This is a genomic window from Ochrobactrum sp. BTU2, from assembly GCF_024539785.1.
GTDB classification, from domain to species: Bacteria; Pseudomonadota; Alphaproteobacteria; order Rhizobiales; family Rhizobiaceae; genus Brucella; species Brucella anthropi.
Genome location: NZ_JAHWRG010000001.1, coordinates 62,401 through 88,643 on the forward strand (window position 1 = coordinate 62,401; position 26,243 = coordinate 88,643).

The following is a 26,243-nucleotide window of genomic DNA, read 5'->3' on the forward strand; positions in this document are numbered from 1 at the left end:
CGTCCTCCCCAATTCCCGCTTAAAGCTCAATGCCTTGACGCCGCGCCATGATGGCGGTGATGCGTTCTGTGAGCATGCCTTTAAGGAGGATCACGACGAGACCAACGATGGCGTACCAGATGGCGACGTTGATGTGATAACCCGTTGGAACTGCGCCCTTCTTCTCAAGTTCGAGAAGTGCAACGAGCACGCCGCCCCAGACAAAGTATTCGCCCGGATTGATATGCGGGAAGAGACCCAGTGGCGGATGAACATAGGAAACAGCCGCGTCATAGAAGGCGGGCTTGTATTTTTCGTCCAGAAACGACCCGAATGTGTAGGCCATCGGGTTGGTCAGGAAGAACACCGAAAGAACCGGCAGAACCGTATAGCGGGTAAGCGCGATACGTCCGGCGCTGCGGGCAATGCCGTGGACGCGCTTTTCACCGACCAGTTCGGTTACGGCATAGAAGGCGGTCATCAGCACGACGAGCGTCGGAATAATACCCGTTACAAACCCGGCAAAAACTTCGCCGCCCTTCTGGAAGACGCCAATGAAATGCTTGCCGATTGAAGCAAGCCAGCCCAGCTGTTCTTCTTGCTGGACGTTCTGAAGGCGTTCCTTGAACTGATCAACGGTAATTCCGCCGCTGCCGACATCGGCTGGCGCGGTGGTTGTTGCTTGCGCAAGCTGCAGAAGATCATTTCCCGCGTGCTCTGCAGCATGTTTGCCATGCAGGGCCGCATCGGAAATCATGCTGCCGGCCATATGTATAGATTGCATTGTTACGTCGGCATGTTGTGCCAACATCGTCACTATCGACATTGCTCCTCCTCGATTGCTTGTTTCAGGCAAGCAACTCCTATGCTCCCACTGCCTTCAGACCTTCGAGTTCGATCCCATCGGATTGATCTCTTATGCGACCGATCTGCTCTATCGCCTGCTTGGCAGCAGCCACCACTTCAGGCGTTCCTTCTCCAATTGCGGGATTGTCCTGCAACTCGCTGAGGCGCATGCCCTCAAAGCCTTCGCGGCGGCTGAATTTTGCAAAAACTGTTCGTCCGCTCATTTGCAGGAAGCGTCGCACCACCAAATTGCGGTCTACGACGAGCAAAACAATAACGCCTCTGCCGAAGCGGCCTCGCACATGACCCGCGCCGACAAAGCCGTCAGAATATTTCGAGGTGATGCCTTTCATCACATCGGAATAGTGACGCATCTGAAACCAGACGCCCAGAGACTGAAAGCCCCAAAGCAAGGCGAGCGCCAGCAAAGCCCATTGCCAGATAGCCATTTTGTTCTCCTCCCACGAAGGACGAATAGGATATTTTCCGAGTTCGTCCTTCAGTAAATAGAGAACATTTGTCTTCTTGAATGTCAATATGTATAATTTTGTCAGCAAATGAAGACGAATGACGACTGACATTGCAATCGGTTTCGCATAATGTCGTTTGTAAACGGGAGGCCGCTCGCAACATGGATTTGCTACTCAGAGAACAAATGGCATCGATGCCAGATTTGCGTCATCGACTGCGCCAGCTGCGTTGGTTCAGGGCGACGTTCCGTAAACATGCGAGCTTACTGCATGAGCTTTATGGCGTCGAATATGAGATTGATGAAAAGAAGCTCACAGAAGCCTTCCTGAACTGGGTGGAGCTCGTTAATCAGAACAAGCGTTTCGCCAAGGTGGATCGTAAGGATTTCATCACCTTTGCTGCGGGCCTTGTGTTGCGAGAGCTGATCCGCTTGTCACCTGCGAAGGTCGTTTCGCCGCCAAAGCACGCTGCAGACGATGCCGCGCGTCTTTACGAAATCGTCAGCTTCTGGCCAGAAGGTTTTCTCTACACAAACTACTGTATCTGCGCGATTGCTGCTGTGCAGGAGCAGGAATTCGGTACTGTTCCGGATATCGATCAGTGTGCTGATGAGCTGCGGACATGGTGGTCTTACAAGGAAAACGTCTCGGAAATGCCGGGTTATGCGATAGCATTTCTTGATAAGTTTCTTGGTAGCGAGCCGAACTGGGTCATGCCGGATCTGGCGTCGGCGCGTGCAGCGGTGAAGCGTGCTTTGGGGGCTGATAATCCGGTCACGAAGATCCAAAATAATTAGTGGCCGCTTTGTTCCAGTGCGGAAAGTGCTTATTCCACTCGGAATATCTGCGTTTAACCAGCACCGGAGCCGGGCATTTCAAAGGCTCATATTCCACCATACCAGTCATAGCCATAGTCCTCCCAGTAACCACCTTTCCCACCTTGAATGGCCGCAAAGCTTGAGACAAGCTCAATCGACTTGATGTATTTGCTCATCTTGTATCCGAGTTGTCTCTCTACGCGCAGACGAAGCGGAGCTCCGTTTTCTACCGGCAGGACACGATCATTGAGACCATATGCCAAAATAGTCTGCGGATGACGGGCATCGATGAGATCTATGCTGCCGTAAAATGACGCTGCTCCTTTCGCGCCGTCTACCCTATCGAAGCAGTGGAAGACGACAAAGCGCGCGGATGGCGTGGGGCGTGTCACATCGAGAATCTGGCTCAAGGGGACGCCTGTCCATTTGGCGATTGTACTCCAGCCTTCCACGCAGTCGTGGCGGGTGATCTGGGTGCGCCCTGGCATGTTGCGCAGTTGCTCCAGCGAAAAACTTGTCGGTTTTTCCACGAGACCTGTTACCTGCAAAACATAGTCTGAGAAATCGGCTGCGCGAAGTGCTTCATATTCTTCCGTCGCAGGATTGGTTTCACCATTCGGTTTTTGACCCTGACGCAGCTCGCTTTCCCCATACTCCCTTGCAAGTGCATTATGTCCCTGCAGTTGCCGTTGAATGAGGTAGGTCAGATCGTTCGCCTTTTCGAGGACTTGCCGCGTAGCGCTTTCGTTGTTGCCGACAAAATCGAAAGCATCACAACCGCTCAACATAATGGAAGAGGCTGCGGCTCCGGAAAAAGTTAGGAACTGTCGTCTGGAAAGATTCAGCTTGCTCATGGGTGCCTGTCCTCGTCTTTTTTCGGAAGATCGGCGCGATACCAACCGGAAATCATCGATCGCATTTCGTTGAACGGACCTGCCGCAAGCACCATCACGATATGAATGACGACGAATGCGCAAAGCAGGAAAACGGCTACAAAATGAAGAGTGCGGGCTGTCTGGCGTCCGCCGAGCCATTCCGTCAGCGGCAGTACGGCATCCATGCCGGGAGACATGGCCAGCCCCGTAATTATAACCATCGGGAAAAGGCCGAAAAATACCATGCAATAGGTCAGTTTCTGCATAGGATTGTATGTTTTCCCATGCTGGAAACGAAATTTTAGATGGTTGAGAAAATCGCCGGGCAGGCTCTTTATTTCCAATGCAGATGGCAGTAGCTCGTTCTTCAGATGCCTGTTCAGAACACTGCCGATCAACCATAGCATGAGCGTGCCCACCAGAACCCAGGCGAAGAAGAAGTGAACCACACGTCCGGTTGCCAGATCGCGATAGGACGGAATGGTCAACGCTGGGGGAAATGCCTGATAGTCGGGAGCGCCTGTGGCTCCCGATACGCCGAGAAAACCGGTTGTCTGGAAGCTTTTGCCCAAGATATCGACACGACCTTCAGGGCCGCTTTCGCCCTCGACGGCATAAATTGCCAGAATGGCATTATCATAGTCGAAACCGGATTCGTTGCCGAGATAGAGTGTGGGGTGCGCATTGAATATCTGCAGCCCGGACAGCAGCAGAAAGAAGAGGCTTGCAGCCCAAATCCAGTGTGTGAGACGCGTCAGCAGACGCTGGCGATAGACGAGCTGTTTCATGATGTTGCGCTCCGGTAATTTGCCCGCCAATCGTGAGGGAAGACTGGCGGGCCAGAACAATTACTGTGGCTTCTTCATGGAGTCGGACTGCATTGCGTCCTGTTTCATGGCATCGCTCTTCATCGCTTTGTCGTCATGTTTCTTCATTTTCTTTTTTGTATCGCTATGCATGGCGTCACCTTTCATGGCGTCATGCTTGCCCATGGAATCCTTCTTCATAGTGTCAGACTTCATGGTGTCGGTTTTCATCGCGTCTTGCGCGAAAGAAACCGGCGTGAAAGATATAGCGGCAAGCAGGGCGAGCGCCGGAAGGACGATGATGTTCTGTTTGATGGTCATGACGATACTCCTGTTCATCTGGGCGCCAGCGGCGCGTAACGGGAGGAGTTTCGACAGGCAGAGGCAAATGGTTACACCGATCACGGCGATGTGATCACCTCATTGGAAGATGTAACCTTTTCCGCTTCTTTCACGAATATGCCGGTGATTGGGAGTTGTAACCTGACCTATTCGAACGAAGAGAGGTTGAAAAAACTGATGATATTGGCGCTCGACGGAGACAAGGCAGCCTATCGGACCTTGCTTGAGGATCTGTCGCGCCGACTGAAACCTTATTTTCTGCGGCGTCTTTTCGGCGATAAATCGCAAGCGGAGGACCTTATTCAGGAGACTTTGCTGGCGATCCATACCCGACGCATAACCTATGATCGGGGCATGGCGTTTCTACCCTGGGTGAATGGAATTGCACATCACAAGCTTGTCGATCATCTACGCCGTCACGGGCGTGAGACTGCTACACCTCTGGAAGAGGATGTTCCCGTGTCCGATGATGCTGAAGCCGCCGATGCGCGCATGGATGTGGACCGGATGTTGAGCGGTGTTTCCGAACGCACGGCAGGTTTGATCCGCAAAGTAAAAATCGAGGGACAATCCATAGATGAAGCCGCACGTGACACCGGCTTGAGCCAGAGCGCGGTCAAAGTCGCCATCCACCGCGGTCTTGCAACAATAGCGCAAAGATTTGGAGGCAAAGGGCATGACCGATGATCTGATCGACAAGCTGACAGCAGATGTCAAACCGGTTGGCCCTCACGCAATGCGCCAGCTTTTCTTGCGCTATGCGACGGGAGGCATTGTAGGCGGGCTTGCGATTATGCTGGTTTTCCTTGGCGTGCGTCACGATTTGTTGTTGGCGATGACGACGACAGCCTATTGGATGAAATTCGGCTACGCAGTCCTGCTTTTATTGATACTGATCCCCGCATTATTCACCTTGTCGCGGCCCGTTCGCACGGGATTGCACTGGTTGCCGCTGGCCATACTTCTGGCTTGTCTTGCAGGCGCTGCATCAATCCAGCTGCTGAACGCCGAGCCCGGACAAGCAGAGGTGTTGATATGGGGGCGGACGGCGTTGGTCTGTCCATGGTTGATTGTTCTCATCGCTCTTCCCATGCTCGGGTTTCTGCTTACTGCCATGCGGCGGCTTGCTCCGGCCGATCCTGCTCTGACCGGTCTTGTCGCCGGTATCGTTGCTGGCGCCGTAGGAGTTCTTATCTATTCACTACACTGTCCGGAATCCGGAATGCCGTTTATTGCAATCTGGTATACGCTCGGCATCGCAATCATGGGTTTTTTGGGCATGATTGGCGGGCGCGTTTTACTCAAATGGTAAGACCTGAAAGCGGACAGCTTCTATCCTGGTTTGAACCAGTAACAGACCTCTCACTGGCGAGTTAACTGCTAGCCCCGGACGAGTGGGCTTTGATCTTGGTTGAAACACGGCTTTGCCGTGCGCTCTGCATAACGGTGGCAGAACCTCGTCGTCTTCAAAGCAAACATGGTGAATTAAACTCACTGGGCAATAACGGTCAAAAACATTTTGGATTCTCCCCAGAATGCGTTAGCGTCTTCGCAGTTCCGTGGGAGGACCTTATGAAATGCAGTGGGGGAAGTAATCTGCAAAAACTTCCCGCTTAGTCGTGGTGTCTGCACCATGGCAAAATCTATTGGAGTGAGGAGGAAATATGCAAATCTTTAATCGGAAAACGACTGTTTCTCTGGCTACCGCATTGGGGCTTGTGTTCGGTGCTGCTCAAGCGAAAGCCGAGGAGTTTGTAAATATTCTGACCGGTGGCACCAGTGGCGTCTACTACCCGCTCGGCGTCGCTATGGAAAAAATCTATTCGAGCATTCCTGATGTGCGTCCCTCGGTTCAGGCGACGAAAGCATCCATTGAGAATATCAATCTCATCAACAGCGGCCGGGGTGAAGTGGCGTTCACGCTGGGCGATTCCCTGCGCGATGCCTATGAAGGCAATGAAGCAGCCGGTTTTAAAAAGAAGCTCACCAATCTGAGCACGCTTGCGGCAATCTATCCGAATTATGTGCAGATCGTCGCCTCCAAGGAATCCGGCATCAAGACATTGGCTGATCTCAAAGGAAAGCGTTTGTCCGTCGGTGCACCGAAATCGGGAACCGAACTCAATGCGCGCACCATTCTGGGGGCTGCCGGACTTTCCTATGATGATCTCGGCAAGATCGAATATCTGCCCTTCGCGGAATCCGTCGAGCTGATGAAGAACCGCCAATTGGATGCAACCTTGCAATCTTCCGGACTTGGCGTCGCCTCGCTGCGCGATCTTGCCAATTCCGTGGACATCAATGTGGTTGAGGTTCCGGCAGACGTTATCGAGAAAATCGGCGCGCCGTATCAGGTCAACACGATCCCGGCGAATACCTATAGCGGGCAGGACAAGGATGTCGTGACAGCTTCCGTGATCAACTATCTGATCGTTCGCCCCGATATGGATGAAGAACTGGTTTACCAGATGACCAAGGGGCTATTCGAAAATCTCGACCAGCTAACTGCCGCCCATTCTTCCGCAAAGGCAATCAAGCTCGATAAAAGCACCATCGTGTCACCTGTTCCGGTTCATTCCGGTGCTCTGCGTTACTACAAGGAAAAAGGCATCGAATAGGCTGGCAGCAATCCTGCGCGGCGGTTGGTACCCGGGTGACAATCCCGGGTTCCTTCCTTTTTCTGACAGACGGTGTCCGATCCTTGTTAATCGGATCGCTCCCTTAACTGTTCATTTTAAATGCACAATCTGATGAAGGTTCGTTCATGACGCAGAGCGAGAACAGCGCCGTAGAATCGGCCGAGCATATTCCCGCCTGGGGCACAGGCACAGGCGCAAAAGTCCTGTTTGCCATCGCCGTGGCTTTTTCGGTTTTCCAGCTTTGGACTTCCGCTTATTCACCACTGCCAAGTCAGGTGGTCCGCTCCGTCCATGTCGGATTTCTGCTTCTGCTTCTCTTCGGCCTTTACGCCAATGCGAGCACAGTCGCTGCAAAGCGAGCGGCCTTCTGGCTGGCGGCCATCGTTGCTTTCGTGCTCAGTCTTTATCATTGGGTTTTCTACGAAGACCTGGTGATCCGGGCTGGCGAACCCAACACGCCGGATATCATAATCGGCATTCTCGTGGTCGCTCTCGTCTTCTGGGCGGGAAAAAAGATGATGGGTTGGACCTTACCTCTCATCTGCGCGATCTTTCTGGCTTACGGCTTGTTCGGACAATATCTCCCGCACCCGTTCAACCATCGCGGATATGATTTCGAGCAGGTGGTCGAAGTTCTCTTTCTGGGAACAGAAGGAATTTACGGCACGCCGATCTATGTCTCATCGAGCTATATTTTCCTTTTCATTCTGTTCGGCGCATTTCTCGAACGCGCGGGCATGATCCAACTCTTCAATGACATTGCCATGGGAACGGTTGGCGCGTCGCGTGGCGGCCCTGCAAAAGTTTCGGTGATTTCGTCAGCCTTGATGGGAACGATCAACGGTTCCGGTGTCGCCAATGTTGTGACCACAGGCGCTTTCACCATTCCGCTCATGAAGCGCTCCGGTTTCCGCCCGGCATTCGCGGGTGGTGTCGAAGCCGTTGCGTCGATGGGTGGCCAGATCATGCCCCCGGTCATGGGGGCGGTTGCTTTCATCATGGCTGAAACGCTGGGTCTGCCTTATGTTGAGATCGTCAAAGCGGCAATCGTACCTGCTATTCTCTACTTCATAACTGTCTTCGTGATGGTTGACCTTGAGGCGCGTCGCCTCAAGATGAAAGGCCTCAATAAAAGCGAAATGCCAAGCGCTCTCGAAGCAATCAGAAAACGCTGGTTTCTGGTTCTGCCGCTCGTCGCATTGGTGTGGCTCCTTTTCTCCGGCTATACGCCACTTTTTGCAGGCACTGTCGGCCTCAGTCTGACCGCGCTCATCATTCTCGGCGTGCCGGTTTCCGGCTCGATGTCGATGCCTTTGCGTGTGCTGTTCTGGGTCGCGCTCGGCGTCATGTCAGCAGCAGCCTTCGGCACGACCTTCAACATTTTCGGCTATGCCCTGCGCGGTATTACGCTGATCATCGCCCTCGTTGTGCTGCTGGTCATGATAAATTTTCTGGTGCGCGGTGGTCGGGAAACGCTCAGTCTGTGTCTTCAAAGCCTCGGGGAAGGTGCCAAGAATGCGCTGCCCGTGGGCGTTGCCTGCGCGCTGGTTGGCATCATCATTGGCATTCTGGCGCTTACCGGAGCCGGGTCTACTTTCGCTCGTGTGATTGTCAGCGTTGGAGAAAACTCACTGTTCTTCTCGCTGGTGCTGACCATGCTGGCCTGTCTGGTACTCGGTATGGGCATTCCGACTATCCCAAACTACATCATCACATCCTCGATCGCTGGCCCAGCACTCCTTCACCTGGAAGTGCCGCTTCTGGTATCGCACATGTTCGTCTTCTATTTCGGTATCATGGCTGATCTCACGCCGCCTGTTGCGCTTGCGGCTTTTGCGGCAGCGCCAATCGCGCGCGAGTCCGGCATGAAGATCGGCATGCAGGCGATCCGTATTGCGGTTGCGGGTTTTGCCGTGCCTTTCATGGCGGTGTACGAGCCGGTCATCATGCTTCAGGAAGGAGGGCCTCTTTCGGAAACGCTCGGGTTCTGGCCTGCATTCGCCTATATGTTCATCAAGGCACTGCTCAGTATTCTGCTATGGGGCGCAGCCGCTATCGGCCATCTTCGAACGCCGTTGAACATGTGGGAACGCATATGGGCTTTCGTCGCTATCGCGCTGATGCTCGCAACCTATCCCTATAGCGATGAACTCGGTTTTGCTGCCTGTGCAGCTTTCCTTGCATGGCATTTCTGGAGATCGCGACCTTCCGTCGTCGCGTCATCCGGTTGATGGCGGTCTGCATTGCGACGGCTGGCGGCGTACTGAAAATCGCCGCCACGAGCTTTGTTCTTTCATGGACGCACAGCGTTGAGAAAGTGCCATGGCAGGAGTTCTGGAATGTTACGTCCCAGGGCTTGGTATTGTCAGAAGCTCGCATCAAAGGCTCTGGCGCAGGCATGGATCCACCTGCCGATGCCGTTCTTAAAGACGGTTGGTATATCTATCACCCAACCATCCCTCCGCGTCATGAAATTGTTCTGGCTGCCTCCGGCAAGACGACTGGAGGCTGGACTTTCTGTTCGGAACAAAAATGTGTTGAACTTGGAAAGACGGAGGAGACACCGATCCATATCAAGTCGTGTAGTTAGGTCTCTTTTACCTGTAGTTCACTCGTTCTGCTCACCTTGATGTGCGACGGCTTTGCACAAGGAACCTGCGAAATAGCGTTTTGCTGCGACGTGATCTGCCTGTGAGCTGGGAAAAACGGGGAGCCATGATGGCCCCCCGTTTCATAGGCGATGTGATGAGAATTAGTGCCCAGAAAGCACAAGGGTCTGCACTGGCATCATCACGGCTTGTATTCGCAGGATCATGGCATGAACGAGCGCGGTTGCGTCGACGGCATGCAGGAATATCGACCGCAGCGTACCCGCTTCACCGGATTGCAGTTCCTCGTGATTGCTCGTGTAGGCATTGGCCACACAACTGCTACCCGGGGGTATGCCTGCAAGCTGTCCTTCGTAGAGAGGCTCCAGAGTGACTGTGATTGTTCCCGGTTTCGCCAATTGCTGGATGTCGACCAACTGATCGCTGGCGCGTACCTGTCCGCCAGCGATAACGTCTTGCACCTCGGTTACAACCATAGGGATAATCGTGAACGGCTTTCCGATACATGTAGCTTCAGCAATCATGCCGGGCTTCATGACTTGTGCCTCAATCTGACCGAATCCTGCGATAAGAGCCGTTCGGCCTGCTGTTTCTGGCACCAGTATGCCAGCAGGGCGGAGCAGTGGATTGACGACTTCACCTGCGCGCAGGGTGAACTGTTGAACGGTTCCCGAAACGCCCGCCTTCACGATCGTTTTATTAAGTTCAACTTCCGCCTGAGCGGCGGCAGCTTCGGTGCTTGCCCTCTGCGCCGGAAGTAATGAGGTGATTTTGGTTTCGAGCGTCTGCTTGCTGGCGGTTGCGGCTGCCAGTTCGCTGCCTTTGCCATCGGCTATCGACTGGAGACGTTCAATATCCTTGCGGGCGACGATGTTTGGGTTGCGGCGTTGCAGTTCAAGCTGCGTGTTTACATCGTTCTGTGCTTGAACAAATGCTATCTCACCTTGCTTGATACGGGCGTCGGCAGCGACAAGATCGCTTTTGGCGACAACCATCTCCGCATCGATTTCTGCAATGCGTTTCCGGGCTGTTTCCAGCGCGGCTTTTTGTTTGCTGTCGTCGAGCTTGAAGAGCGCCTCGCCGGCTTTTACCTTCTGGTTTCGCGAGACATATACCTCATCGACACGTCCGCCTATTTCAGGAAGGATCGTAACGGTTCGAATTGCAGCCGTTACGTTAGATGTAGACGGATGGTAATAGAAGATCATCGTAATCAGGGAAATTGTGAGGATGAGGCACGCCGTGATCCCCCATCTGAGTTCAAACCACATGGAATAGATCGTGATCTCGTGTCCAATTCGCTTTCCCTGGCCAAATCGACGGTAAAGATAATCTGGAAGTATGGTGATCATCGAACAAAGCAGGAATTCGAACATTATTTCTGCTCCTCTTTGTTCTGATCGAGGGATAATCCGGTGTCGGGCGCGGTTGTCGAAGCGGCAACATTTTGCGGCGTCGGTGATGCAGTCTGTGACGAAACATCATCGCCTGTCGTTGGGGCGGATGGCGGAATCGTCAGGTGAAGTCCTCGCCGAGCAATGGTACGCAGAGACCTTGCCATTGATGTTACCGGCGACAGGAAGTCTGGAAGATCCGTCATTGCTAGCAAAAGAGCTGCAATCCAGAAGAGCTGATTGTGGGTGAAGAGCGCTATCAAGCCCAATACAGCAACAAGCTGAATCTGAATCTTGTTCGTCTGATGAGCGATGTGTTCGGGGAGAGCATGGAGTCTCAGGTAGAGAATACCAGTTAAGAATACTACGCAGATAAGAAAAATAATGACGATGTTCAAAAGTACATCGGCTTGACCTGGGGGTGTTATAAATGCGGGTATGTGTCCGGCCGCTGCTTTATGCACGGCATCTGCTGATTGAACCATGTTGCCTCCAGCCTTTGTTTGTTGGCGTCCCATACGCTTCACCGGATGGTGGCGATAGAGAGCTCGGCTGTTCACCAACAAATGTGCCCGAAAAATGTCAGGCACTCCTTATTATATCAGATCGCAATAACGTTGTCGGAATTTCATTTTAGGATAGGGAAAATTACCAAATGCGCCGAGAACTATAAACAAAGTAAGCCATGGTTAGCCGCTCGGAGCCTGATATCGTCACGTTCATTATGATTCAGGCTCTTGTGTTCAGAGCAATGACAGCAAAGTCTTCTGCTTGTATCGACGCTCAGGAAGCTTCTGCCGCTTTTTGTTTGATGACCTTTGGCATCCCTTCCGACTGGATTGTGTGAAGCGTATCACGCAGCGCTGAACCGAATACGCCATTTGTTAGCTTACTGGGAAGGATATCGGGACACACAGACGCAACCGCACGGATTATTTCCTCGGGCGTCTTGATGTCTTTCAAGCCGGTCTGAAGCTCGGTCGCTTTGGGGTCATTCAATGGAACCGGGTGGCCGTCGTCCTCCTTTCGAGCCAGATAGGCGAGCCACGCAGCGAGAGCAAATACGAAGGGTCCGTACGGTTTGCCCGATGCCAGAGCTTCCAGGGCCGGGGTTGTGATGCGTTGGGGAAGCTTCTGTGTTCCATCCATTGCAATCTGTGCGGTGGAATGGGCGATAGCCGGGTTGGCGAACCGCTCGGCAAGAGCCGCAGCATAGGCGTCGAGATCGATGGACAGTCCTTCTACAGTTGCCGCAGCGACAGCAAGGTGACGACGGACGAGTACAGCATGATCCGGGTCGGCCATCACGTCTCGGACAAAGCTTTTACCCGAGAGCTGCCCGCTATAGGCAAGCATAGAATGTGCCCCGTTCAGCATTCGCAGCTTCATGCTTTCATATGGGGCGACATTGTCGACAAAGAGGGCGCCAGCACATTCCCATTCCGGTCGTCCGGCACAGAATTTGTCCTCAATCACCCATTGGCTGAAAGGTTCGGTTTCAACGGCAGCGTGATCTTCTCGCCCCGTCAGCTCCACGGCGAGCTTGACGGTCTGGGCATTTGACGCCGGCGTGATCCGATCCACCATAGTGGACGGGAAGGCGACTTTTTCTGCTATCCAGCGCGAAAGCAGTCTTCCACCCGTTTGATCGGCGAACGCCAATACTGCGTCCCGCAACTTCTGACCATTGTGAGAGAGATTATCGCAACTGAGCACCGTGAAGGGTGGCAATCCACCGGTCATACGGCGAGATAGCGCTGCCACAATAAGCCCGATCACGCTGGTGGGCGCGTCTGGATTAGCGAGGTCAGCGACGATTGCCGGATGCTCACGATCCAGCCTACCGTCACTGGTGATGCCATATCCTTTTTCCGTTACGGTTAAACTGACGATGCGACATCCGGGCGAGGTCATCGCATCCAGGGCATCATTGCCAACCGTCGGGCCGGATAGCACCCGGTTCAGTGCGCCAATCACACGTGCTTCTGTGACCGGACCGCGTGTGATCAGGGTATAGCGCCCGTCTTGTGGATTCAGACTATCAGCAACGGCGGTTCCGCGCAGCGACACTCCCGTCACCCGCCAATTGCCACCTTTCTGTGCCAACACGGTATCGGTATAGGATAACAAGTGCGCGCGGGCAAAATTGCCGAGGCCGAGATGAACAATACCGACCTCGTGATTTTCGGGAGTATAAGCGGGCCAGCTGGCTGCTACGGCATCGTTCACCAGTGCTGAAAGCCGTGTCACTTGTCTATCCTGACATTTGGATGGGACAGGGCGGTCATGATTCCGCGCAATTCGGCCAGGCCTTTCAGGCGCCCAATGGATGGATAACCCGGCTGAGCGCGTCTGTTCAGATCATCGAGAATATCCTGACCGTGATCAGGGCGCATAGGAATGCGCCAGTCGGCACGACCTTCGGCCTTGCGGCGGTTCTCCTCTGACAAAATGGCAGCAATCATCGCCACCATATCCGTATGGCCTTCAAGATGAGCGGCCTCATGGAACGATCCGCCAAGGTGGGCTTCTTCAAGTGCGACATTGCGCAAATGCAGAAAATGCACACGGTCACCCAGGCGCTTCATCATGCCTGGCAGGTCATTATCGGCGCGCGCGCCCAGCGAGCCAGTGCAAAGTGTGATACCGTTCGCCGGAATGTTTATTGCATCCATGACCGCTTTATAATCAGCTTCGGTGGACATGATGCGCGGCAGTCCGAGAAGGGGGAAGGGCGGATCGTCTGGATGGCAGCACAGACGTACGCCAAGCTCTTCCGCAAGCGGACTCACCTCTGCCAGAAAGTCGATCAGGTGGTTTCGCAGGCGCTCTGGCGAAATATTGTCGTAATGGGCGAGATGAACCTTCACATCGTCCATCGACATGCGTTCGGCAGCGCCAGGCAGACCGAAGACGACGTTGCCGGAAAGCTCAAGCCGTCGCTCCTCGGACATCTCCGCAAAACGCTTGCGTGCAGCTTCGATGAGTTCAGGTTTGTAACTGTCCGATGCGCCCTTGCGTTCGAGCAGAAACAGATCGAAGACGGCGAAATCGAGGGCGTCGTAACGCATGCAGGTTGCCCCGTTCGCCAGCCGATAGGCAAGGTCGGTGCGTGTCCAGTCGAGGATGGGCATGAAATTGTAGCAAATGACCTCGATGCCTGCGTCACGCAGGTTATGCATCGATGTCTTCCAGTTCGAGATATGAGTTTTCCAGTCACCTGTCTGGCGTTTGATATCTTCTGAAACCGGAAGGCTTTCCACGACTTCCCATTTCAGTCCCGAAGGTTCGCCGTTCTTCATCCGGGCAATTTCGACCTGCCGTTTTTCGATTTCGGCGGGCGACCAGACGGATCCGGTCGCCACATGGTGCAGGGCGGTGACAACGCCTTCAACACCTGCTTGTAGCATATCATCGATGGATACGAGGTCCTTGGGGCCAAACCAGCGCCAGGTCTGTCTCATTTATTCGTCTTTCTGTTTTCAGTACTAGGCTGACGCATCAGCGAAACTAATCTGAACCTTAACGGACCGCGTACGATCCGTAGCCGCCTGAAAGGCAGACAAGGCTTCCGTCAGGGGAATGGTTGCGGTGATGATCGGTCGAGGATCGATAGCTTTTGATCCGATAAGGCGTACGGCCTCGGCGAATTCTGTATCGAACCTCTGCGAGCCGACAAACTGGATTTCTTTACCCACCATGACGTTGAGAGGCAGGACGGTCGGTCCGCCGACGCCAACCTGTACGAGGGTGCCGAGCGGTCGAAGGCAGGAAATTGCGTCGCCGATGGCCGGTGCTGCAGCAGAGCATTCAAATACCAGATCGACCTTGCCTTTGCCTTCCTGCCAGCGGGCGAGCCCTGTCGGGTCGGTTGCAATATTGACCGTATGATCTGCGCCCATGCGTGCGGCGACAGCCAGAGTGGCGTCCTGAATATCAGTCACAATGATTTCCGACGCGCCGCGTTGTCGCGCTACCGCCACGCAAAGGGCGCCGATCGGGCCTGCACCCGTCACCATGACGACCTTACCGACCAAGCTGTCTGCAATCGCTTCCCCACGATTGGCGGCATGAAGGCAAACTGCCAGTGGTTCAGAGCAGGCTGCGGCTCCCGGATCAATACCGTTCGGGACAGGAAAACACTGGTCCGCCGCAATCACTATCCTGTCGCGGAACATGCCTTGTTGGTGCGGGAGATACATTGCCGATCCCTTGAAGCGCATCGCACTGCAATGGCGCGTCAGACCCTGCTGGCAGAAACTGCAGGTGCCGCAAGGCTGCGAAGGGTTCATTGCAACGAGCTGACCCGGCACCAGCCCCGTCACTCCCTCGCCGAGAGCCTTGATGCGTCCCGAGGCCTCGTGACCTAGGATGATCGGTTCCCGGACACGGATAGTACCAATGCCGCCTTCCAACCAGTAATGCAGATCCGATCCACAAATCCCGCCTGCTTCGACCGCGACCAGCACTTCTCCTGGCCCTGGTGTTCCGACAGGCCGACTTTCGATCCTCAGATCGTCCTGCGCGTGAAGGCAGATCACGCGCGTGTTCGACAACTCAGTCATTTCCACCTCACGGCATCAGCGTGTTGGGCAGCCAGGTCGCCAGAGGCGGCATGTAGCTGACCATCAAAAGGACAATCAGATTGGTGATGATATAGGGAATGATCGCCCTGATCACCGGCGAGAGTGGGAGACGCGCAATATTGGATGCGACAAACAGGCAAACGCCGACCGGTGGTGTAGTCAGGCCGATCATAAGGTTCAGGACCGCAAAACACGCAAAATGAATGGGGTCGATACCGACTGCCAAGGCTAGAGCCTGCAATGGTACGAATAGAATGATCAGGGCTGCAATCGTTTCCATGAACATGCCGACGAAAAGAAGCAGAATGTTGATCAGCAGGATAACGAGAAACTTGTTATCGGTGATGGAGAGAACCGCATTGGCCAATGTCTGCGGAATACGTTCGGCGACGAGAATCCAGCCGAACACATTGGCTGTGCCCACCAGTACGAGAATGCCTGCCGAACTGATTGCACTATCGATGATGATTTTCGGAATCCGGCTTACTGGCAGTTCTCTATAGACGAACAGCCCCACCACCGCTGCATAAAGGCATGCAACCACTGCCGTTTCGGTCGGTGTCGTGATGCCGATCAGCAGGCCACCCACGATCAGTGCGGTCATTGCAATAGCCCAGATCGCTCCGGTGAATGACGACAGCAACTCTCGGGCGCCCTTCCAGTCCTCGCGAGGGAAGTTTTTCTTCTTGGCGATGAAATAGGTCGTCACCATCATGGCAAAACCCATCAGAAGGCCGGGTACCGCACCGGCTAGAAATAACTTGCCGACCGAAAGGCCGGAGAGCGATCCGACGATAATCATCGGCACGCTTGGCGGGATCATCGGGCCGACAGTCGATGAGGCGGCTGTGACTGCAGCGGAGAAATCGGCCGGATAACCAACCTTCTTCATGCCGGGGATCATCATGCCGCCAACGGAAGCTACATCTGCGACTGCGGTTCCTGAAATACCGCCGAAAAGCATCGAGGCTGCGATATTGGCCTGTGCCAGCCCGCCGCGCATCCAGCCCACAAGGGCATTTGCAAAGCGAATAATCCGTTCGGTAATGCCGCCGGAATTCATAAGGTTACCAGCCAGAATGAACCCTGGAATGCAGAGCAGAACAAAGCTGTCCATCCCGGCATACATTTTCTGCGGGATGACAACCAAGGGGATGTCCGCGAACAGAAGATAGGCCATCGAGGAAAGGCCCAATGTCACAGCTACGGGCAAGCCGATGGCAAGGCCCAGCACGAACGAGCCAAGAAGAAGGGTCAGGCCCATCAATTTTCCTCCGAATTGGGGATAGGGCGCCCATCATGACGGCCCGAGAGCATTTCAATGATGCGCATCAGTGCCCAGAGACCCAGAGCGACGAGAAGAATGAACTGTGTTGCGTGGATGAAATCCATGCGCCAGCCAAGCGACGGGGCGGTCTGACGGCTGCCGATCATGGTGTAATCCCACGCAGCGGGCAGAAGAATAGCCGCAAAAGCCACCGTCAATGCGGCGCTGACCAGTCGCAAAAGCCACGGCATACGTCCGGGAAGGCTTTCGCAAAGAAGGTCGACATTGACCATATCGCCACTACGCAGCGCGAGGCCCGCGCCGAGCGCACCAATATAGAGCAGGCAGAACCTGGTCAGTTCCTCGGTCCAGACTGGGGCGCTGCTCAAAAACGTGCGCGCATAGACCTGCAATAGCACCGCCCCCATCAATAAGAGAAATGCTGCCAGTATCAGAAGGCGACAGATGCCTTCCAATCCTTTGAATAGTTTTGTCATGGTATCCTCGACGTGGCAGCTGCCGGATTGGGTCCGGCAGCCCCATTATCTCAGTCGTTGAAAACCTGTTCGACCAGGGGACGGATTTCCTGCGGAACAGAGTTGATGACAGCGTCGCGCGCCTTGTCGGCAAAGGCAGCCTGATCCACGTCGACAAACTTCACGCCCCGGCCTTCGAGATCGGTGACGAGTGCCTTTTCGTCAGCGATGAACAATTCGCGTTCGTAAGCCTGCGTGGCCTTGGCGGCTTCCTGCAATGCAGCCTGATCGATCTCCGAAAGCTTGCCCCAGCTTCGTTCCGATATGGCCAGATAGATCCACGAGCGAACGTGTTCCGTCTTGTTGACGACTTTCTGGACTTCATAGAAGCCGCCAGACTTGAAAAGCGCGAGCGGGTTTTCCTGACCTTCGATAGTGCCGTTCTGGAGTGAGGTGAAAACCTCCGAGAAGGCCATCGGGGTTGGGTTCGCACCAAGCGATTGCCATGCGGCGACAAAGATCGGCACATTCGGCACGCGAACCTTGAAGCCTTTCAGCTCTTCCGGCTTTGTTATCTCGCGATTGGCTGAAAGATTGCGCGGGCCGCGTGCAAAATAGGTCAGCGGGCGAATACCCGCCTTTTCGACGATCTCTGCCTCGATCTGCTTTCCGATCTCGCCGGAGGCAATCTTGTCCATATGTTCAAGCGATTTGTATGCATATGGCAGAGCAAGCAGGGCTGCTTTTGGCGCCCAGTTCTGCAGGCTTTCACCGGTGATGGTCATATCGGCCGTGCCAAGCTGCATGCCGTTGATGACGTCGATTTCCTTACCGAGCGATTCATTCGGATAGACTTCGACGGCAACGCGCCCTTCGGTACGAGATTTGACCTCTTCCGCGAATTTCAGTGCCGCTTTGTGCCAGATATTCTCTTCATTGGCCAGATGGCCGAGCTTGAGTGTTACCTCCTGCGCCAGCGATGTTCCTCCCATGATAGCGAGAACAGCACAGGTTGCTGCCAGACGCGTAAGAATCCGAAATTTCATTGTTTCCTCCTCTGGATAATGTCTTTGCTGTTGCTGTGTGCCCTACAGAAAATATTCGGGCCGCTCCTGTTCGATGACAGGCAAATCGCTCAGAATTCCTCGCAGATGTCCTCGCATCGACTGTTCGGCCTGCAGGGCATCGCCGCCCGCAATTGCTTCCACCACTGCGCGATGTTGTGCAATGAGGCGATCAACCGGGAAATGCATGCTGGAAAGAAACCGTACCCGGTCCATCTGAGCCTTCATCTCGACGACGACGCGCCAGGCTTTTCCCTTGTCAGCTCCCTCGGCCAGAGTGCGGTGAAATATTTCATCCGCCTCCATGAAATCCCGTGCAGACCCGCCAACGAGCTTTTCCTGACAAACGAGCTGGGCTCGCAACTCGGTAACCAACGTCTGATCAGGAGATTGGGCCAGAAGCTTAACGATGTCCGCTTCAACCGCTTCGCGCACGAAGCGCGCATCCATTACGGCCTGAAGTGAAATTTTCGCGACGAAGGTGCCTCGCTGAGGCCGAACCTCCAGCAGCCCTTCGTTGGCAAGCTTGATGAAGGCTTCACGCACAGGCTGACGGCTAACCCCATATTGCTGAGCCACATCGGCCTCGGAAATCCGGATGCCTGGCGACAATGCATTATCAATGATGGCAGCCCGCAGCGTTGCGTAAAGCTGATCGACCACACTGACGTGTTTCGGTTGCAACAATGGGCTTCGCATGATTTTGACTCCTCGAATTTCGGATATACCATACTACCATACCAGTCAATACAGGTATGTATTCGTACGTCATCCGAGACAATTGATTCCAGGGCCGTCAAAATTGCAGACGTCGAAAAACAGCTAAACGAGCTACGAGAAAGCGGGCTGAACCCAAGAAGTTGTGCCTGGATTTCCAGGCCGGATCGTTCCTGTTGACGAAGAAGCAGAAAATATTGAAAAAGCGGACGCTGACAAACCTATGTAACGAACATCCTACTTGGTGGGGCCTTGAACACGAGGCTCTGGATGAGGTTGTAGCTGCAGCATACGGTTTGGCGGTCGACTTGCCGGAAGAGGACGTGCTTGCCGGCCTGTTCTCCCTCAACCAAGAGCCGGCAACTAAACACTAAGAAGGTTGTCGCTCCTCAGGCGAAATATTGACATTAATCGGATCGCTTAGTACCCAGAAGAAAGCTCGAAAATATGCTTGGAATCTCATAAGACGTTGTTTTCGTTTCTAATCTAAGCTCGCGCTGGTGTGCCCGTTTTCTCCCTCCGGTGCCCCAAAAAACCGCATGTCGCTCTTAATAGGGCAGAACGTCCGCTATCGCCATCTTGGAAGCCACAAGCTGATAGTCCATTCCTGGCCCCATTCCGGCCATTCACAAAATTGATGATCAGTTGGCGGTTCATATTTCGTTCAAGAGCAGGGATATAATGGTTAGCGAGTGGGGCGATAATCTTGACTGACTTCAGTCTGCGGTGCTGAATGTCTGAAAGACCGGTAACAACTCGGCTGGAAGTTGTCCTCTAAAAGTCCATCCACCTTTTGTACCAAAATCACCTTACTCCGTGAGATGTCCGAAGAAGGTATTTCCTGAATATTCTGAACGCAGTAACCCTTCTGCGCTGAGCCTCGGCATAAGTTCGTCAAGGGCGAGCCTCATGGAGCCGGTTGAGCCACCGGGTGCGGTTATGAAGCCGTCGATTGCGCCTGCCTCAAACCATTTGCGAATCTCTTTGGCTGCATCCTCAACCGTCCCGATCACCTGCCAATGTGCGGCGCTGATGACCTCGGGTCTGCGCAAGAGCTCATCAAGCGAAAGCTCCTCACGTTGCAGCAAACGCCGAAGCAATCCCGCATGGGTTTTGCTTCGGACCTTTTCGGGTGGGGGTGGCAGGTCGGCTGGTCGAATGAGACGATTTGCGGGCCATTCGGATAGGTCGAGACCGGTCATCTCACGGATGAATGCGATTTTGCGAGCGCGATCACCTCGCGCATGCGTGTAGGCGAAAAGTTCTTCCGCTTCTTTCCGCGTTGATGCCAGATAGAGGCTGAGACCGGGAAGCAGGCGAACGTCGTCCGACTTTCGGCCATGGAATTGCGCACGGTCACGAAGATTGCGGCGAAGATCGATTGCCGCTTCCATATCCGGGGTCGCGGAAAAGACGGCGTCGGCAACGGATGCCGCGAAGTCGCGCCCTGCCGGTGACGCGCCAGCCTGAATAAGCGGGATGGGAGCATCCTGAACAGAAGGGACATTGAGCGGACCTTTAACCCGGTAATAGGTACCGTCGTGATCTATCGGATTTATGGCTGCCGTATCTGCAAAGCGGCCGCTTTCACGATCACGTTTCAAGGCCGATCCGGGAAAACTCTTCCATAAATCACGCACGACGCTGGTAAATTCGGCTGCCTTTGCATAGCGTTCGTCGGATGAAGGCATTTCCGTCAAACCGAAATTCTCGTTGCCATCGAGTGCCGTGACAATATTCCACCCGGCCCGGCCATTGCTGAGCCAGTGCAGGGACTGGACCTGACGGGCAACGACATAAGGCGGCATGAAAGTTGTCGATATCGTGGTCAGAAGACCGATATGCGAAGTCTCCCGCGCCAGCGTTGCCATGACGAGCGTCGCATCCATGCTGCCGAAGCCCGGAGTGGTTTCCATGATCTGATGGTTCATGAAAAGGCTATCGGGACGGAATACGAAATCAAGCTTCGCCGCCTCGGCTCGCCGGGCGATATCGATATAGAAATCTGATCCGAGTGTCCCCTCGATGTTGCTGTCCGGATGCCGCCACCCGTCGCCACTCAGCCAGGTCGGTGCCAGCGACATACCAATGTGAAGTTTCCGTTGCTCACCCATTTCGGGCTCCCGTTAATGTATAAAAAGGCTGTGCCGGCCACGGATGTGACCGGCTGGATTGGCGGGTTTACTAAATACTTAGAACGTGCCCTTGATGCCGACGCCGAATGTGCGCGGCATGGTCATGCTTGCCTCGATGCCACCAATGCCGCGGTTCTGCTGCAGATAGGTCGGGGTACGCTCGTCGAAAATATTCTTCACATAGCCGTAAAGCTGCAGTGATTCATGGAAATCATAGCTCACACGCGCATCGGCAATCGTATAGGCGTCCACGACATAGGTCGGTGTATTGGCAAGGTCGGAATAGTAGCCGTCAGTGTGGCGAACCTGTCCGGAGATATTGAGCTTTTCCGTTGCATCCCAGCTTGCACCGATGCTGAACATATAACCGGGAGACTTGGCGAACTCGTTGCCCTCATAGCTCACATTGCTCGAAATTTCGTCGATTTCGGTGCGGAGAATGCCAGCACTTGTCTTGATCGTCAGATTAGACAAAAGCTGATAGTCGAGCCCCATTTCAAGACCATAGGCATGAGCCTTTTCGGCATTGATCGTATAGGATTGCGCCACACCGGGAGAGACGACGACAGGAATGTTGTACTGGGCATTCTTGAAGTCCATGTAGAACAGATTGCCTGTCAGTGTCAGCTTGTCATCGAGCAGATTGGCGCGCGTGAACAACTCGTAGTTCCACAGCGTCTCATCCTCAAAAGGCTTCCACTGCCTTGAATTGAGATTGAGGGAAACCCCGCCGGGATTGTAACCCTTGCTGACCAGTGCTCCGATCGTCAGATCGGGTGTGACAGCATATGCCAGCGATACTTTTGGCAAGAGCGCGGAGAATGTTTCGTCGTAATCGAGTGGCGTTGGCGCTAGCGCCGATTTTCCGATGCGCTGTACACGATCCTGCTGGTAACGAAGCCCACCGGTCAACGTCCACTGGTCGTCGAGCCGGTAGCTTACTTCGGCAAAAAGCCCCAGATTGTCTTTCGTATCGTCAAATGTCGTCGTGCCTTGAAGCAGCATGAACTCGTCCGACTTGGTATTGGCGTAGAAAATACCGGCGACACCGCTGATGACGTCTTCCTGCTCGCCAAACGTGATACGAGACTCATTGGAAATGTTCTTCTGATTGATATCGGCCTTGCCGTTATTCGCAATTCCGGTATGTCGATGCACCGACGACGCCGAATATTGTGCTTGGTTGTAGAATTTCACGCCATTGCCAAAATCATAGCCAACATCAAGGATGCCTGTATTGGTATCCTGCTTCCAGCTTGGCATGGTCGTGGTTAGATGTTCGAGCTCGTCGAATGGTGCGGACGCTGCTTCCTGGCTTGGACGGTTGGATCGATTGTGGGAATAGGTCAGCTTTGCCGTAAGGCCGGGAATCTCTGCCGGTTCCCATAGCAGTTTCAGCCGCGCATTCAGGGCCTCGAAATCCTGATTTGTCTTCTCGGAAATGAAGTTGGGGCTGACATAGTCGATGAAGGTATCACGGCCCGAATAGTCGATTGCAAGGCGCGCTGCCAGCTCATCCTTGTAGATGGGACTGTTCAGCATGATTGAGGTGCGCTTGGTGTTGTAATTGCCGATCTCGACCTGATAAGCACCTTCGCGCGTGAATACCGGGTCCTTGGTGTTCACGATGATCGCACCTGCAATTGCATTGGCACCCTGAGATGTCGTCTGCGGGCCACGGAACACTTCGATGCTGTCGAGATCCCACACCGAAGTCGCGCCGAAATAGTATTCGTTATAATTCAGATAATGCCCATCGAGATTGATCGTGGCGCGCGGCACGGTGCCGCCCCAGAACACGTTCTGCCCTGTGTTTGGGCCCTGCGTATCCTGCCCGCGAATGATGGGAGCGCCGACATTATCAGTATAGATCACGTTTGGGACGTTCGCGATCACTTCAGCCACGGATGAATCGCCTGTCTTTTCCTTGTCGATCTCCTTGGCCGAAATGACGGTGACCGATGACGCCGTGTTCTTGATGTCGCGCGCGACTTTTTCCCCCGTCACGACCACAGTATCAAGCACGATCGCGTCGGAGCTGGCTTTCGCAGCCTCCTGGGCAAGCGCAGGCGTTACCACAAACACCGCCAGCGTGAGTGCACTGGCGCTGGACATCAAGCCACGATTCAAACGGATATTCATAAGTCGCCCCAAACATGAGTATATTAGTCATGTTCTGTTAAAGCATAAGGGCATCATTCCGCAATAAGGAATGCATACCGCAATACAGTATAATATCAAGCCTCCGATATGTGTTGCATGCCCGCAACAGTGAGGGAGGGGCAATTCAATCCGGTCAAAACCCTCGAGGTCCGCCCATCGCATTCGCAACGCAGAGGACATGACTTTCCAACGGCTTGTCGCTAAACATCGATTTGCTATTACCGAGGAGGAGGCAAAGCATTTGAACGAGAACGACCTGTCCGATGAGAGCGACACCACGAGTGAAAAACGCTCGGGTACAATACAGTCGGTTTCCATTGCCGCGCGCTTTCTCCGGATTCTGGCCAATGCTGAAACCGAGCTTGCGTTGGGCGAAGTCGCCCGGCGGGCAAAGACGGGCGGATCGACAGCGCATCGTTATCTGCAGAGCCTGGTCAAGGAAGGCCTTGCAAAACAGGACGCTGCAAGCGGTCTTTACGATCTGGGGCCGACTGCGCTGAGCATCGGCATAGGCGCTTTGAAACGTGTGGACGCTGTGGAGATTGCGGCGCAACACATGAAGGCCCTTTCGCAACGACATGCCGTCAGCGGTGGTGTTGCTATCTGGACAGATCGTGGTCCGACGCTCGTGCGCTGGTATCGAAGTGCGTATTTCTCGGTCAATCCGCTGGCGCTGGGAGACACATTGCCCATCGATAATACGGCTTGTGGTCTGGTTTTTCAGGCTTTTCTACCCAAAGCTACGGTCGATGCGGCGCGTAAGGTACAGCCAGCTCACTTTCGGGGCAGCCCGCCGGCAAAGTCACTGCTGGAACAGGTGCGCAACGAACGATGGTCAGAAATGACCAGCCATCTTCTTTCAAATGTGACAGGGCAGGCCGCCCCGGTCTTCGACGCGCAGCGGGAAATCGTCTGCGTCATGACGACGGTGGCTGATCTTGGACAATTGCGAAGCGAGGACGAGCGGAGAGCGCTCTTTCATGAAGCGTCACTGGTCAATCAGGCAACTGGCGGAAGGATCGTAGACGGGGAGGGGGGCGACGCCAGCGATTGAAATGTCACGGAGATTGCGGGGTCGTTCCTCGGGGGACGACGAGCGGCGTTCCCGAAACCGGATCGGTAATGATTACCGATGCAAGGCCGAACACATCTTCCATCAGCTTTTCTGTAACGATCTCGGATGGAGTGCCTTCCGCCATGATCGCCCCGTTTCGCATGGCCACCAAATGCGAAGCATATCGGCAGGCATGATTGAGATCGTGTAGTACGGCAACGACAGTCCGGCCCTCGCGGTTAAGTTCCGCCAGCAATTCCAGAAGTTCGATCTGATGCGCGATATCGAGATAGGTTGTCGGTTCATCGAGCAGAAGGATCGGTGTTTCCTGGGCCAGCACAAGCGCAATCCAGACGCGCTGACGCTGTCCGCCGGAAAGTTCGTCGACTGAACGGTTGGCGAGGTCGGAAATGCGGGTGGCTTCCATGGCGAGTGCTACCGCTTCTTCGTCTTTCACCGACCATTGTCGCAGAAAGGACTGATGCGGATAACGACCGCGTGACACCAGATCGGCAACGGTGATGCCATCGGGAGCAACCGAGGTTTGCGGAAGAAGACCGAGCCTGCGCGCAGCTTCCTTTGCCGGAAATTGGCTTATATTCCTGCCATCCAGCACGACTTTTCCACTGGCCGGTGCAAGCAATCGTGACAAGGCACGCAGCAATGTGGACTTCCCGCACGCATTGGGGCCGACAATGACGGTGAAAGACGTATCGGGAATAATGACTGACAAGTTCTCGACGACAATCTGATCGTTGTAGCGCAATGTAACGGCGTCCGCATGCAGGCGTTGCATCATGGCTGGTCCCTTGAGAAATCACGAGGCTGTTCGTATTGCATTGTAGAACGCATTCTGCAATATGGAGTAATCAGCTCCAGTTTTCGAAGCTGAAGCAGACCGCTCGCTCCTCGTTCGATAACGGCGCAGTGTTTTCCTATTCGAAACGCTGGCTGGTAGCGCATTCGTTCGGAAAGCTTTCCGTCTGAAGATTTCCAATTTGCGTCGGTGGAGAATAGCCATGCAAGCCGCACGTCCGATTTTCTTGCTTCTCGCCACCATGGTCATACTGTTTTCTCCATATCGGACAGTTATGGCCGCCGAGCAGGTCTGGCCACGCACCGTAGAGCATGAAGCGGGCGAAATCACACTGAAAGCCAAACCCGTTCGCATCGTATCGACCACGCCCAGTATAACCGGCATTCTGCTGGCCATGGGCGCTCCTCTGGTTGCGACGGCCGCCACGACCCCAAGCCCGCTGACAGATAACAAGGGCTTCTTCCTTCAATGGGCAGAAGTCGCCGATGAGCGCGGCGTTGAAGTGCTATATCCCAATCTCGAATTCGACATGGAAGCCATTATCGGGTTTGAACCAGATCTGCTGATCGCATCGGCGACCGGAGCGGATAGTGTCGTCCAACATTACAGTGAATTGAAAGCGCAAGGTATTCCAACGCTGGTCGTCAATTATTCCAACCAGAGCTGGCAGGAGATTGCTACTGAGCTCGGCACGGCGTTGGGGTTGGAAGATGGGACCGGCGCGACGATCGCTCGTTTCGACGCCAAGGTTGCAGAAGTGGCTGCAACGATTACGCCGCCCAGCGAACCGGTCACAATCGTCGGCTACAATATTGGCAACAGTTACTCGGTCGGCAGAATTTCGAGCCCGCAGTCACAGCTTCTGCAAGCATTGGGTTTCAAGGTCGATGGCTTGCCCGACACGGTAGCCAAGGATGTCACCCGCCGGTCCGATTTCGATTTCATTTCCCACGAGAACCTTTCGGCAGCGATCACAGGCAAGAGCATTTTTCTTTTGCGCGGCTCACAAAATGACGTCCAGGCATTGCTGGAAGATCCAGTATTGGCGAACCTTCCTGCGGTCCGCGATCATAACGTCTATCCTCTCGGACCATCTTCTTTCCGTATCGACTATTATTCCGGTCTCCAGATGATCGAGGCTGTCGCGTCCAATTTTCGCAAATGACGTCAAACGGGATGCAGTTTG

The 26,243-nt window shown here is 54.3% G+C and carries 26 protein-coding genes; 9 read left to right on the top strand and 17 right to left on the bottom strand.

The features are described from left to right. Positions 1-19: 19 nt before the first annotated feature. Positions 20-805 (bottom strand): PTS glucitol/sorbitol transporter subunit IIC, encoded by a 786-nt coding sequence (locus tag KWJ32_RS00330; protein WP_029376020.1) that lies wholly within the window; start codon positions 803-805, stop codon positions 20-22. A gap of 37 nt (positions 806-842) precedes the next feature. Beyond that, positions 843-1,274: a transcriptional regulator GutM gene (locus KWJ32_RS00335; RefSeq protein ID WP_029376019.1), complete on the bottom strand. Its 432-nt coding sequence runs from the start codon at positions 1,272-1,274 to the stop codon at positions 843-845. Between the two features lie 182 nt (positions 1,275-1,456). Here KWJ32_RS00335 and KWJ32_RS00340 point away from each other — a divergent pair, with 182 nt between their 5' ends. Then, positions 1,457-2,092 carry a hypothetical protein gene (locus KWJ32_RS00340; protein WP_029376018.1) on the top strand — a complete coding sequence of 212 codons (636 nt, stop codon included), beginning with the start codon at positions 1,457-1,459 and terminating at the stop codon, positions 2,090-2,092. A gap of 86 nt (positions 2,093-2,178) precedes the next feature. Here KWJ32_RS00340 and KWJ32_RS00345 read toward each other — a convergent pair whose 3' ends face one another. Genes KWJ32_RS00345 through KWJ32_RS00355 form a run of 3 tightly spaced genes read right to left on the bottom strand, consistent with a single transcriptional unit; the run spans position 2,179 to position 4,115 of the window. Beyond that, the gene (locus tag KWJ32_RS00345; RefSeq protein WP_010659286.1) at positions 2,179-2,967 is read right to left on the bottom strand and encodes a molybdopterin-dependent oxidoreductase; all 789 of its coding nucleotides are present in this window, start codon (positions 2,965-2,967) and stop codon (positions 2,179-2,181) included. Beyond that, positions 2,964-3,776 carry a cytochrome b/b6 domain-containing protein gene (locus KWJ32_RS00350; RefSeq protein ID WP_010659285.1) on the bottom strand — a complete coding sequence of 271 codons (813 nt, stop codon included), beginning with the start codon at positions 3,774-3,776 and terminating at the stop codon, positions 2,964-2,966. Before KWJ32_RS00350 ends, KWJ32_RS00345 begins: the two co-directional genes overlap by 4 nt. Before the next feature lie 60 nt (positions 3,777-3,836). Next, complete coding sequence (locus KWJ32_RS00355; protein WP_029926454.1) at positions 3,837-4,115, bottom strand: pentapeptide MXKDX repeat protein; 279 nt, start codon at positions 4,113-4,115, stop codon at positions 3,837-3,839. A 198-nt stretch (positions 4,116-4,313) separates the two neighbouring features. Between KWJ32_RS00355 and KWJ32_RS00360 the strand changes: the two genes are divergently transcribed. From KWJ32_RS00360 to KWJ32_RS00380, 5 genes are all read left to right on the top strand, one after another. Further along, positions 4,314-4,823, top strand: coding sequence for a sigma-70 family RNA polymerase sigma factor (locus tag KWJ32_RS00360; protein ID WP_029376017.1), 510 nt, complete (start codon positions 4,314-4,316; stop codon positions 4,821-4,823). Continuing rightward, entirely contained in the window at positions 4,813-5,448 is a 636-nt protein-coding gene (locus KWJ32_RS00365) for an NrsF family protein (RefSeq protein WP_010659282.1), read from the top strand. Before KWJ32_RS00360 ends, KWJ32_RS00365 begins: the two co-directional genes overlap by 11 nt. 352 nt (positions 5,449-5,800) lie before the next feature. Continuing rightward, positions 5,801-6,754, top strand: a complete 954-nt coding sequence (locus KWJ32_RS00370; protein WP_151609371.1) for a TAXI family TRAP transporter solute-binding subunit — start codon at positions 5,801-5,803, stop codon at positions 6,752-6,754. A 146-nt stretch (positions 6,755-6,900) separates the two neighbouring features. Then, positions 6,901-9,006, top strand: coding sequence for a TRAP transporter permease (locus KWJ32_RS00375; RefSeq protein WP_010659280.1), 2,106 nt, complete (start codon positions 6,901-6,903; stop codon positions 9,004-9,006). Beyond that, positions 8,958-9,365 (top strand): DUF1850 domain-containing protein, encoded by a 408-nt coding sequence (locus KWJ32_RS00380; protein WP_010659279.1) that lies wholly within the window; start codon positions 8,958-8,960, stop codon positions 9,363-9,365. The genes KWJ32_RS00375 and KWJ32_RS00380 overlap by 49 nt, the downstream gene beginning before the upstream one ends. A 162-nt stretch (positions 9,366-9,527) precedes the next feature. Here KWJ32_RS00380 and KWJ32_RS00385 read toward each other — a convergent pair whose 3' ends face one another. The 9 genes from KWJ32_RS00385 to KWJ32_RS00425 all read right to left on the bottom strand — a co-directional run bounded on the left by KWJ32_RS00385 (position 9,528) and on the right by KWJ32_RS00425 (position 18,870). Next, complete coding sequence (locus KWJ32_RS00385) at positions 9,528-10,760, bottom strand: biotin/lipoyl-binding protein (RefSeq protein WP_151609373.1); 1,233 nt, start codon at positions 10,758-10,760, stop codon at positions 9,528-9,530. Further along, positions 10,760-11,263, bottom strand: coding sequence for a hypothetical protein (locus tag KWJ32_RS00390; protein WP_036563570.1), 504 nt, complete (start codon positions 11,261-11,263; stop codon positions 10,760-10,762). Before KWJ32_RS00390 ends, KWJ32_RS00385 begins: the two co-directional genes overlap by 1 nt. A gap of 298 nt (positions 11,264-11,561) precedes the next feature. Continuing rightward, the gene (locus KWJ32_RS00395) at positions 11,562-13,028 is read right to left on the bottom strand and encodes a mannitol dehydrogenase family protein (protein WP_010659276.1); all 1,467 of its coding nucleotides are present in this window, start codon (positions 13,026-13,028) and stop codon (positions 11,562-11,564) included. Beyond that, entirely contained in the window at positions 13,025-14,242 is a 1,218-nt protein-coding gene (uxuA, locus tag KWJ32_RS00400) for a mannonate dehydratase (protein WP_010659275.1), read from the bottom strand. Before uxuA ends, KWJ32_RS00395 begins: the two co-directional genes overlap by 4 nt. A gap of 24 nt (positions 14,243-14,266) precedes the next feature. Then, the gene (locus KWJ32_RS00405) at positions 14,267-15,343 is read right to left on the bottom strand and encodes an L-idonate 5-dehydrogenase (RefSeq protein ID WP_036563512.1); all 1,077 of its coding nucleotides are present in this window, start codon (positions 15,341-15,343) and stop codon (positions 14,267-14,269) included. Positions 15,344-15,350: 7 nt separating this feature from the next. Then, positions 15,351-16,628, bottom strand: a complete 1,278-nt coding sequence (locus KWJ32_RS00410; RefSeq protein ID WP_036577572.1) for a TRAP transporter large permease — start codon at positions 16,626-16,628, stop codon at positions 15,351-15,353. Then, the gene (locus tag KWJ32_RS00415; protein WP_012093421.1) at positions 16,628-17,128 is read right to left on the bottom strand and encodes a TRAP transporter small permease; all 501 of its coding nucleotides are present in this window, start codon (positions 17,126-17,128) and stop codon (positions 16,628-16,630) included. The genes KWJ32_RS00410 and KWJ32_RS00415 overlap by 1 nt, the downstream gene beginning before the upstream one ends. A 50-nt stretch (positions 17,129-17,178) precedes the next feature. Further along, complete coding sequence (locus tag KWJ32_RS00420) at positions 17,179-18,153, bottom strand: TRAP transporter substrate-binding protein (RefSeq protein ID WP_012093420.1); 975 nt, start codon at positions 18,151-18,153, stop codon at positions 17,179-17,181. Between the two features lie 42 nt (positions 18,154-18,195). Next, positions 18,196-18,870 carry a GntR family transcriptional regulator gene (locus KWJ32_RS00425; RefSeq protein ID WP_012093419.1) on the bottom strand — a complete coding sequence of 225 codons (675 nt, stop codon included), beginning with the start codon at positions 18,868-18,870 and terminating at the stop codon, positions 18,196-18,198. Positions 18,871-19,064: 194 nt separating this feature from the next. Between KWJ32_RS00425 and KWJ32_RS00430 the strand changes: the two genes are divergently transcribed. Continuing rightward, positions 19,065-19,262: a hypothetical protein gene (locus KWJ32_RS00430; protein ID WP_125335686.1), complete on the top strand. Its 198-nt coding sequence runs from the start codon at positions 19,065-19,067 to the stop codon at positions 19,260-19,262. Positions 19,263-19,697: 435 nt separating this feature from the next. Here the strand turns inward: KWJ32_RS00430 and KWJ32_RS00435 are convergent, their stop codons facing one another. Both KWJ32_RS00435 and KWJ32_RS00440 read right to left on the bottom strand, forming a co-directional pair. Then, complete coding sequence (locus KWJ32_RS00435) at positions 19,698-21,002, bottom strand: NtaA/DmoA family FMN-dependent monooxygenase (protein ID WP_012093418.1); 1,305 nt, start codon at positions 21,000-21,002, stop codon at positions 19,698-19,700. Between the two features lie 78 nt (positions 21,003-21,080). Next, entirely contained in the window at positions 21,081-23,165 is a 2,085-nt protein-coding gene (locus KWJ32_RS00440; RefSeq protein ID WP_012093417.1) for a TonB-dependent receptor, read from the bottom strand. 262 nt (positions 23,166-23,427) lie between these two features. On the opposite strand from KWJ32_RS00440, the gene KWJ32_RS00445 reads away from it, so the two are divergent. Continuing rightward, positions 23,428-24,240, top strand: a complete 813-nt coding sequence (locus tag KWJ32_RS00445) for an IclR family transcriptional regulator (protein WP_049768440.1) — start codon at positions 23,428-23,430, stop codon at positions 24,238-24,240. A 4-nt stretch (positions 24,241-24,244) separates the two neighbouring features. On the opposite strand, the gene KWJ32_RS00450 is transcribed toward KWJ32_RS00445, so the two are convergent. Continuing rightward, positions 24,245-25,039 (bottom strand): ABC transporter ATP-binding protein, encoded by a 795-nt coding sequence (locus KWJ32_RS00450; RefSeq protein ID WP_012093415.1) that lies wholly within the window; start codon positions 25,037-25,039, stop codon positions 24,245-24,247. Between the two features lie 220 nt (positions 25,040-25,259). Here KWJ32_RS00450 and fepB point away from each other — a divergent pair, with 220 nt between their 5' ends. After that, positions 25,260-26,222: a Fe2+-enterobactin ABC transporter substrate-binding protein gene (gene fepB / locus KWJ32_RS00455; protein ID WP_012093414.1), complete on the top strand. Its 963-nt coding sequence runs from the start codon at positions 25,260-25,262 to the stop codon at positions 26,220-26,222. Positions 26,223-26,243 lie beyond the last annotated feature (21 nt).

Coding starts and splice junctions, on each gene's coding strand:
- KWJ32_RS00330 (WP_029376020.1), bottom strand. CDS start 805: ATGTCGATAGTGACGATGTTGGCACAACATGCCGACGTAACAATGCAA.
- KWJ32_RS00335 (WP_029376019.1), bottom strand. CDS start 1,274: ATGGCTATCTGGCAATGGGCTTTGCTGGCGCTCGCCTTGCTTTGGGGC.
- KWJ32_RS00340 (WP_029376018.1), top strand. CDS start 1,457: ATGGATTTGCTACTCAGAGAACAAATGGCATCGATGCCAGATTTGCGT.
- KWJ32_RS00345 (WP_010659286.1), bottom strand. CDS start 2,967: ATGAGCAAGCTGAATCTTTCCAGACGACAGTTCCTAACTTTTTCCGGA.
- KWJ32_RS00350 (WP_010659285.1), bottom strand. CDS start 3,776: ATGAAACAGCTCGTCTATCGCCAGCGTCTGCTGACGCGTCTCACACAC.
- KWJ32_RS00355 (WP_029926454.1), bottom strand. CDS start 4,115: ATGACCATCAAACAGAACATCATCGTCCTTCCGGCGCTCGCCCTGCTT.
- KWJ32_RS00360 (WP_029376017.1), top strand. CDS start 4,314: ATGATATTGGCGCTCGACGGAGACAAGGCAGCCTATCGGACCTTGCTT.
- KWJ32_RS00365 (WP_010659282.1), top strand. CDS start 4,813: ATGACCGATGATCTGATCGACAAGCTGACAGCAGATGTCAAACCGGTT.
- KWJ32_RS00370 (WP_151609371.1), top strand. CDS start 5,801: ATGCAAATCTTTAATCGGAAAACGACTGTTTCTCTGGCTACCGCATTG.
- KWJ32_RS00375 (WP_010659280.1), top strand. CDS start 6,901: ATGACGCAGAGCGAGAACAGCGCCGTAGAATCGGCCGAGCATATTCCC.
- KWJ32_RS00380 (WP_010659279.1), top strand. CDS start 8,958: ATGGCATTTCTGGAGATCGCGACCTTCCGTCGTCGCGTCATCCGGTTG.
- KWJ32_RS00385 (WP_151609373.1), bottom strand. CDS start 10,760: ATGTTCGAATTCCTGCTTTGTTCGATGATCACCATACTTCCAGATTAT.
- KWJ32_RS00390 (WP_036563570.1), bottom strand. CDS start 11,263: ATGGTTCAATCAGCAGATGCCGTGCATAAAGCAGCGGCCGGACACATA.
- uxuA (WP_010659275.1), bottom strand. CDS start 14,242: ATGAGACAGACCTGGCGCTGGTTTGGCCCCAAGGACCTCGTATCCATC.
- KWJ32_RS00405 (WP_036563512.1), bottom strand. CDS start 15,343: ATGACTGAGTTGTCGAACACGCGCGTGATCTGCCTTCACGCGCAGGAC.
- KWJ32_RS00410 (WP_036577572.1), bottom strand. CDS start 16,628: ATGGGCCTGACCCTTCTTCTTGGCTCGTTCGTGCTGGGCCTTGCCATC.
- KWJ32_RS00415 (WP_012093421.1), bottom strand. CDS start 17,128: ATGACAAAACTATTCAAAGGATTGGAAGGCATCTGTCGCCTTCTGATA.
- KWJ32_RS00420 (WP_012093420.1), bottom strand. CDS start 18,153: ATGAAATTTCGGATTCTTACGCGTCTGGCAGCAACCTGTGCTGTTCTC.
- KWJ32_RS00425 (WP_012093419.1), bottom strand. CDS start 18,870: ATGCGAAGCCCATTGTTGCAACCGAAACACGTCAGTGTGGTCGATCAG.
- KWJ32_RS00435 (WP_012093418.1), bottom strand. CDS start 21,002: ATGGGTGAGCAACGGAAACTTCACATTGGTATGTCGCTGGCACCGACC.
- KWJ32_RS00440 (WP_012093417.1), bottom strand. CDS start 23,165: ATGAATATCCGTTTGAATCGTGGCTTGATGTCCAGCGCCAGTGCACTC.
- KWJ32_RS00450 (WP_012093415.1), bottom strand. CDS start 25,039: ATGATGCAACGCCTGCATGCGGACGCCGTTACATTGCGCTACAACGAT.
- fepB (WP_012093414.1), top strand. CDS start 25,260: ATGCAAGCCGCACGTCCGATTTTCTTGCTTCTCGCCACCATGGTCATA.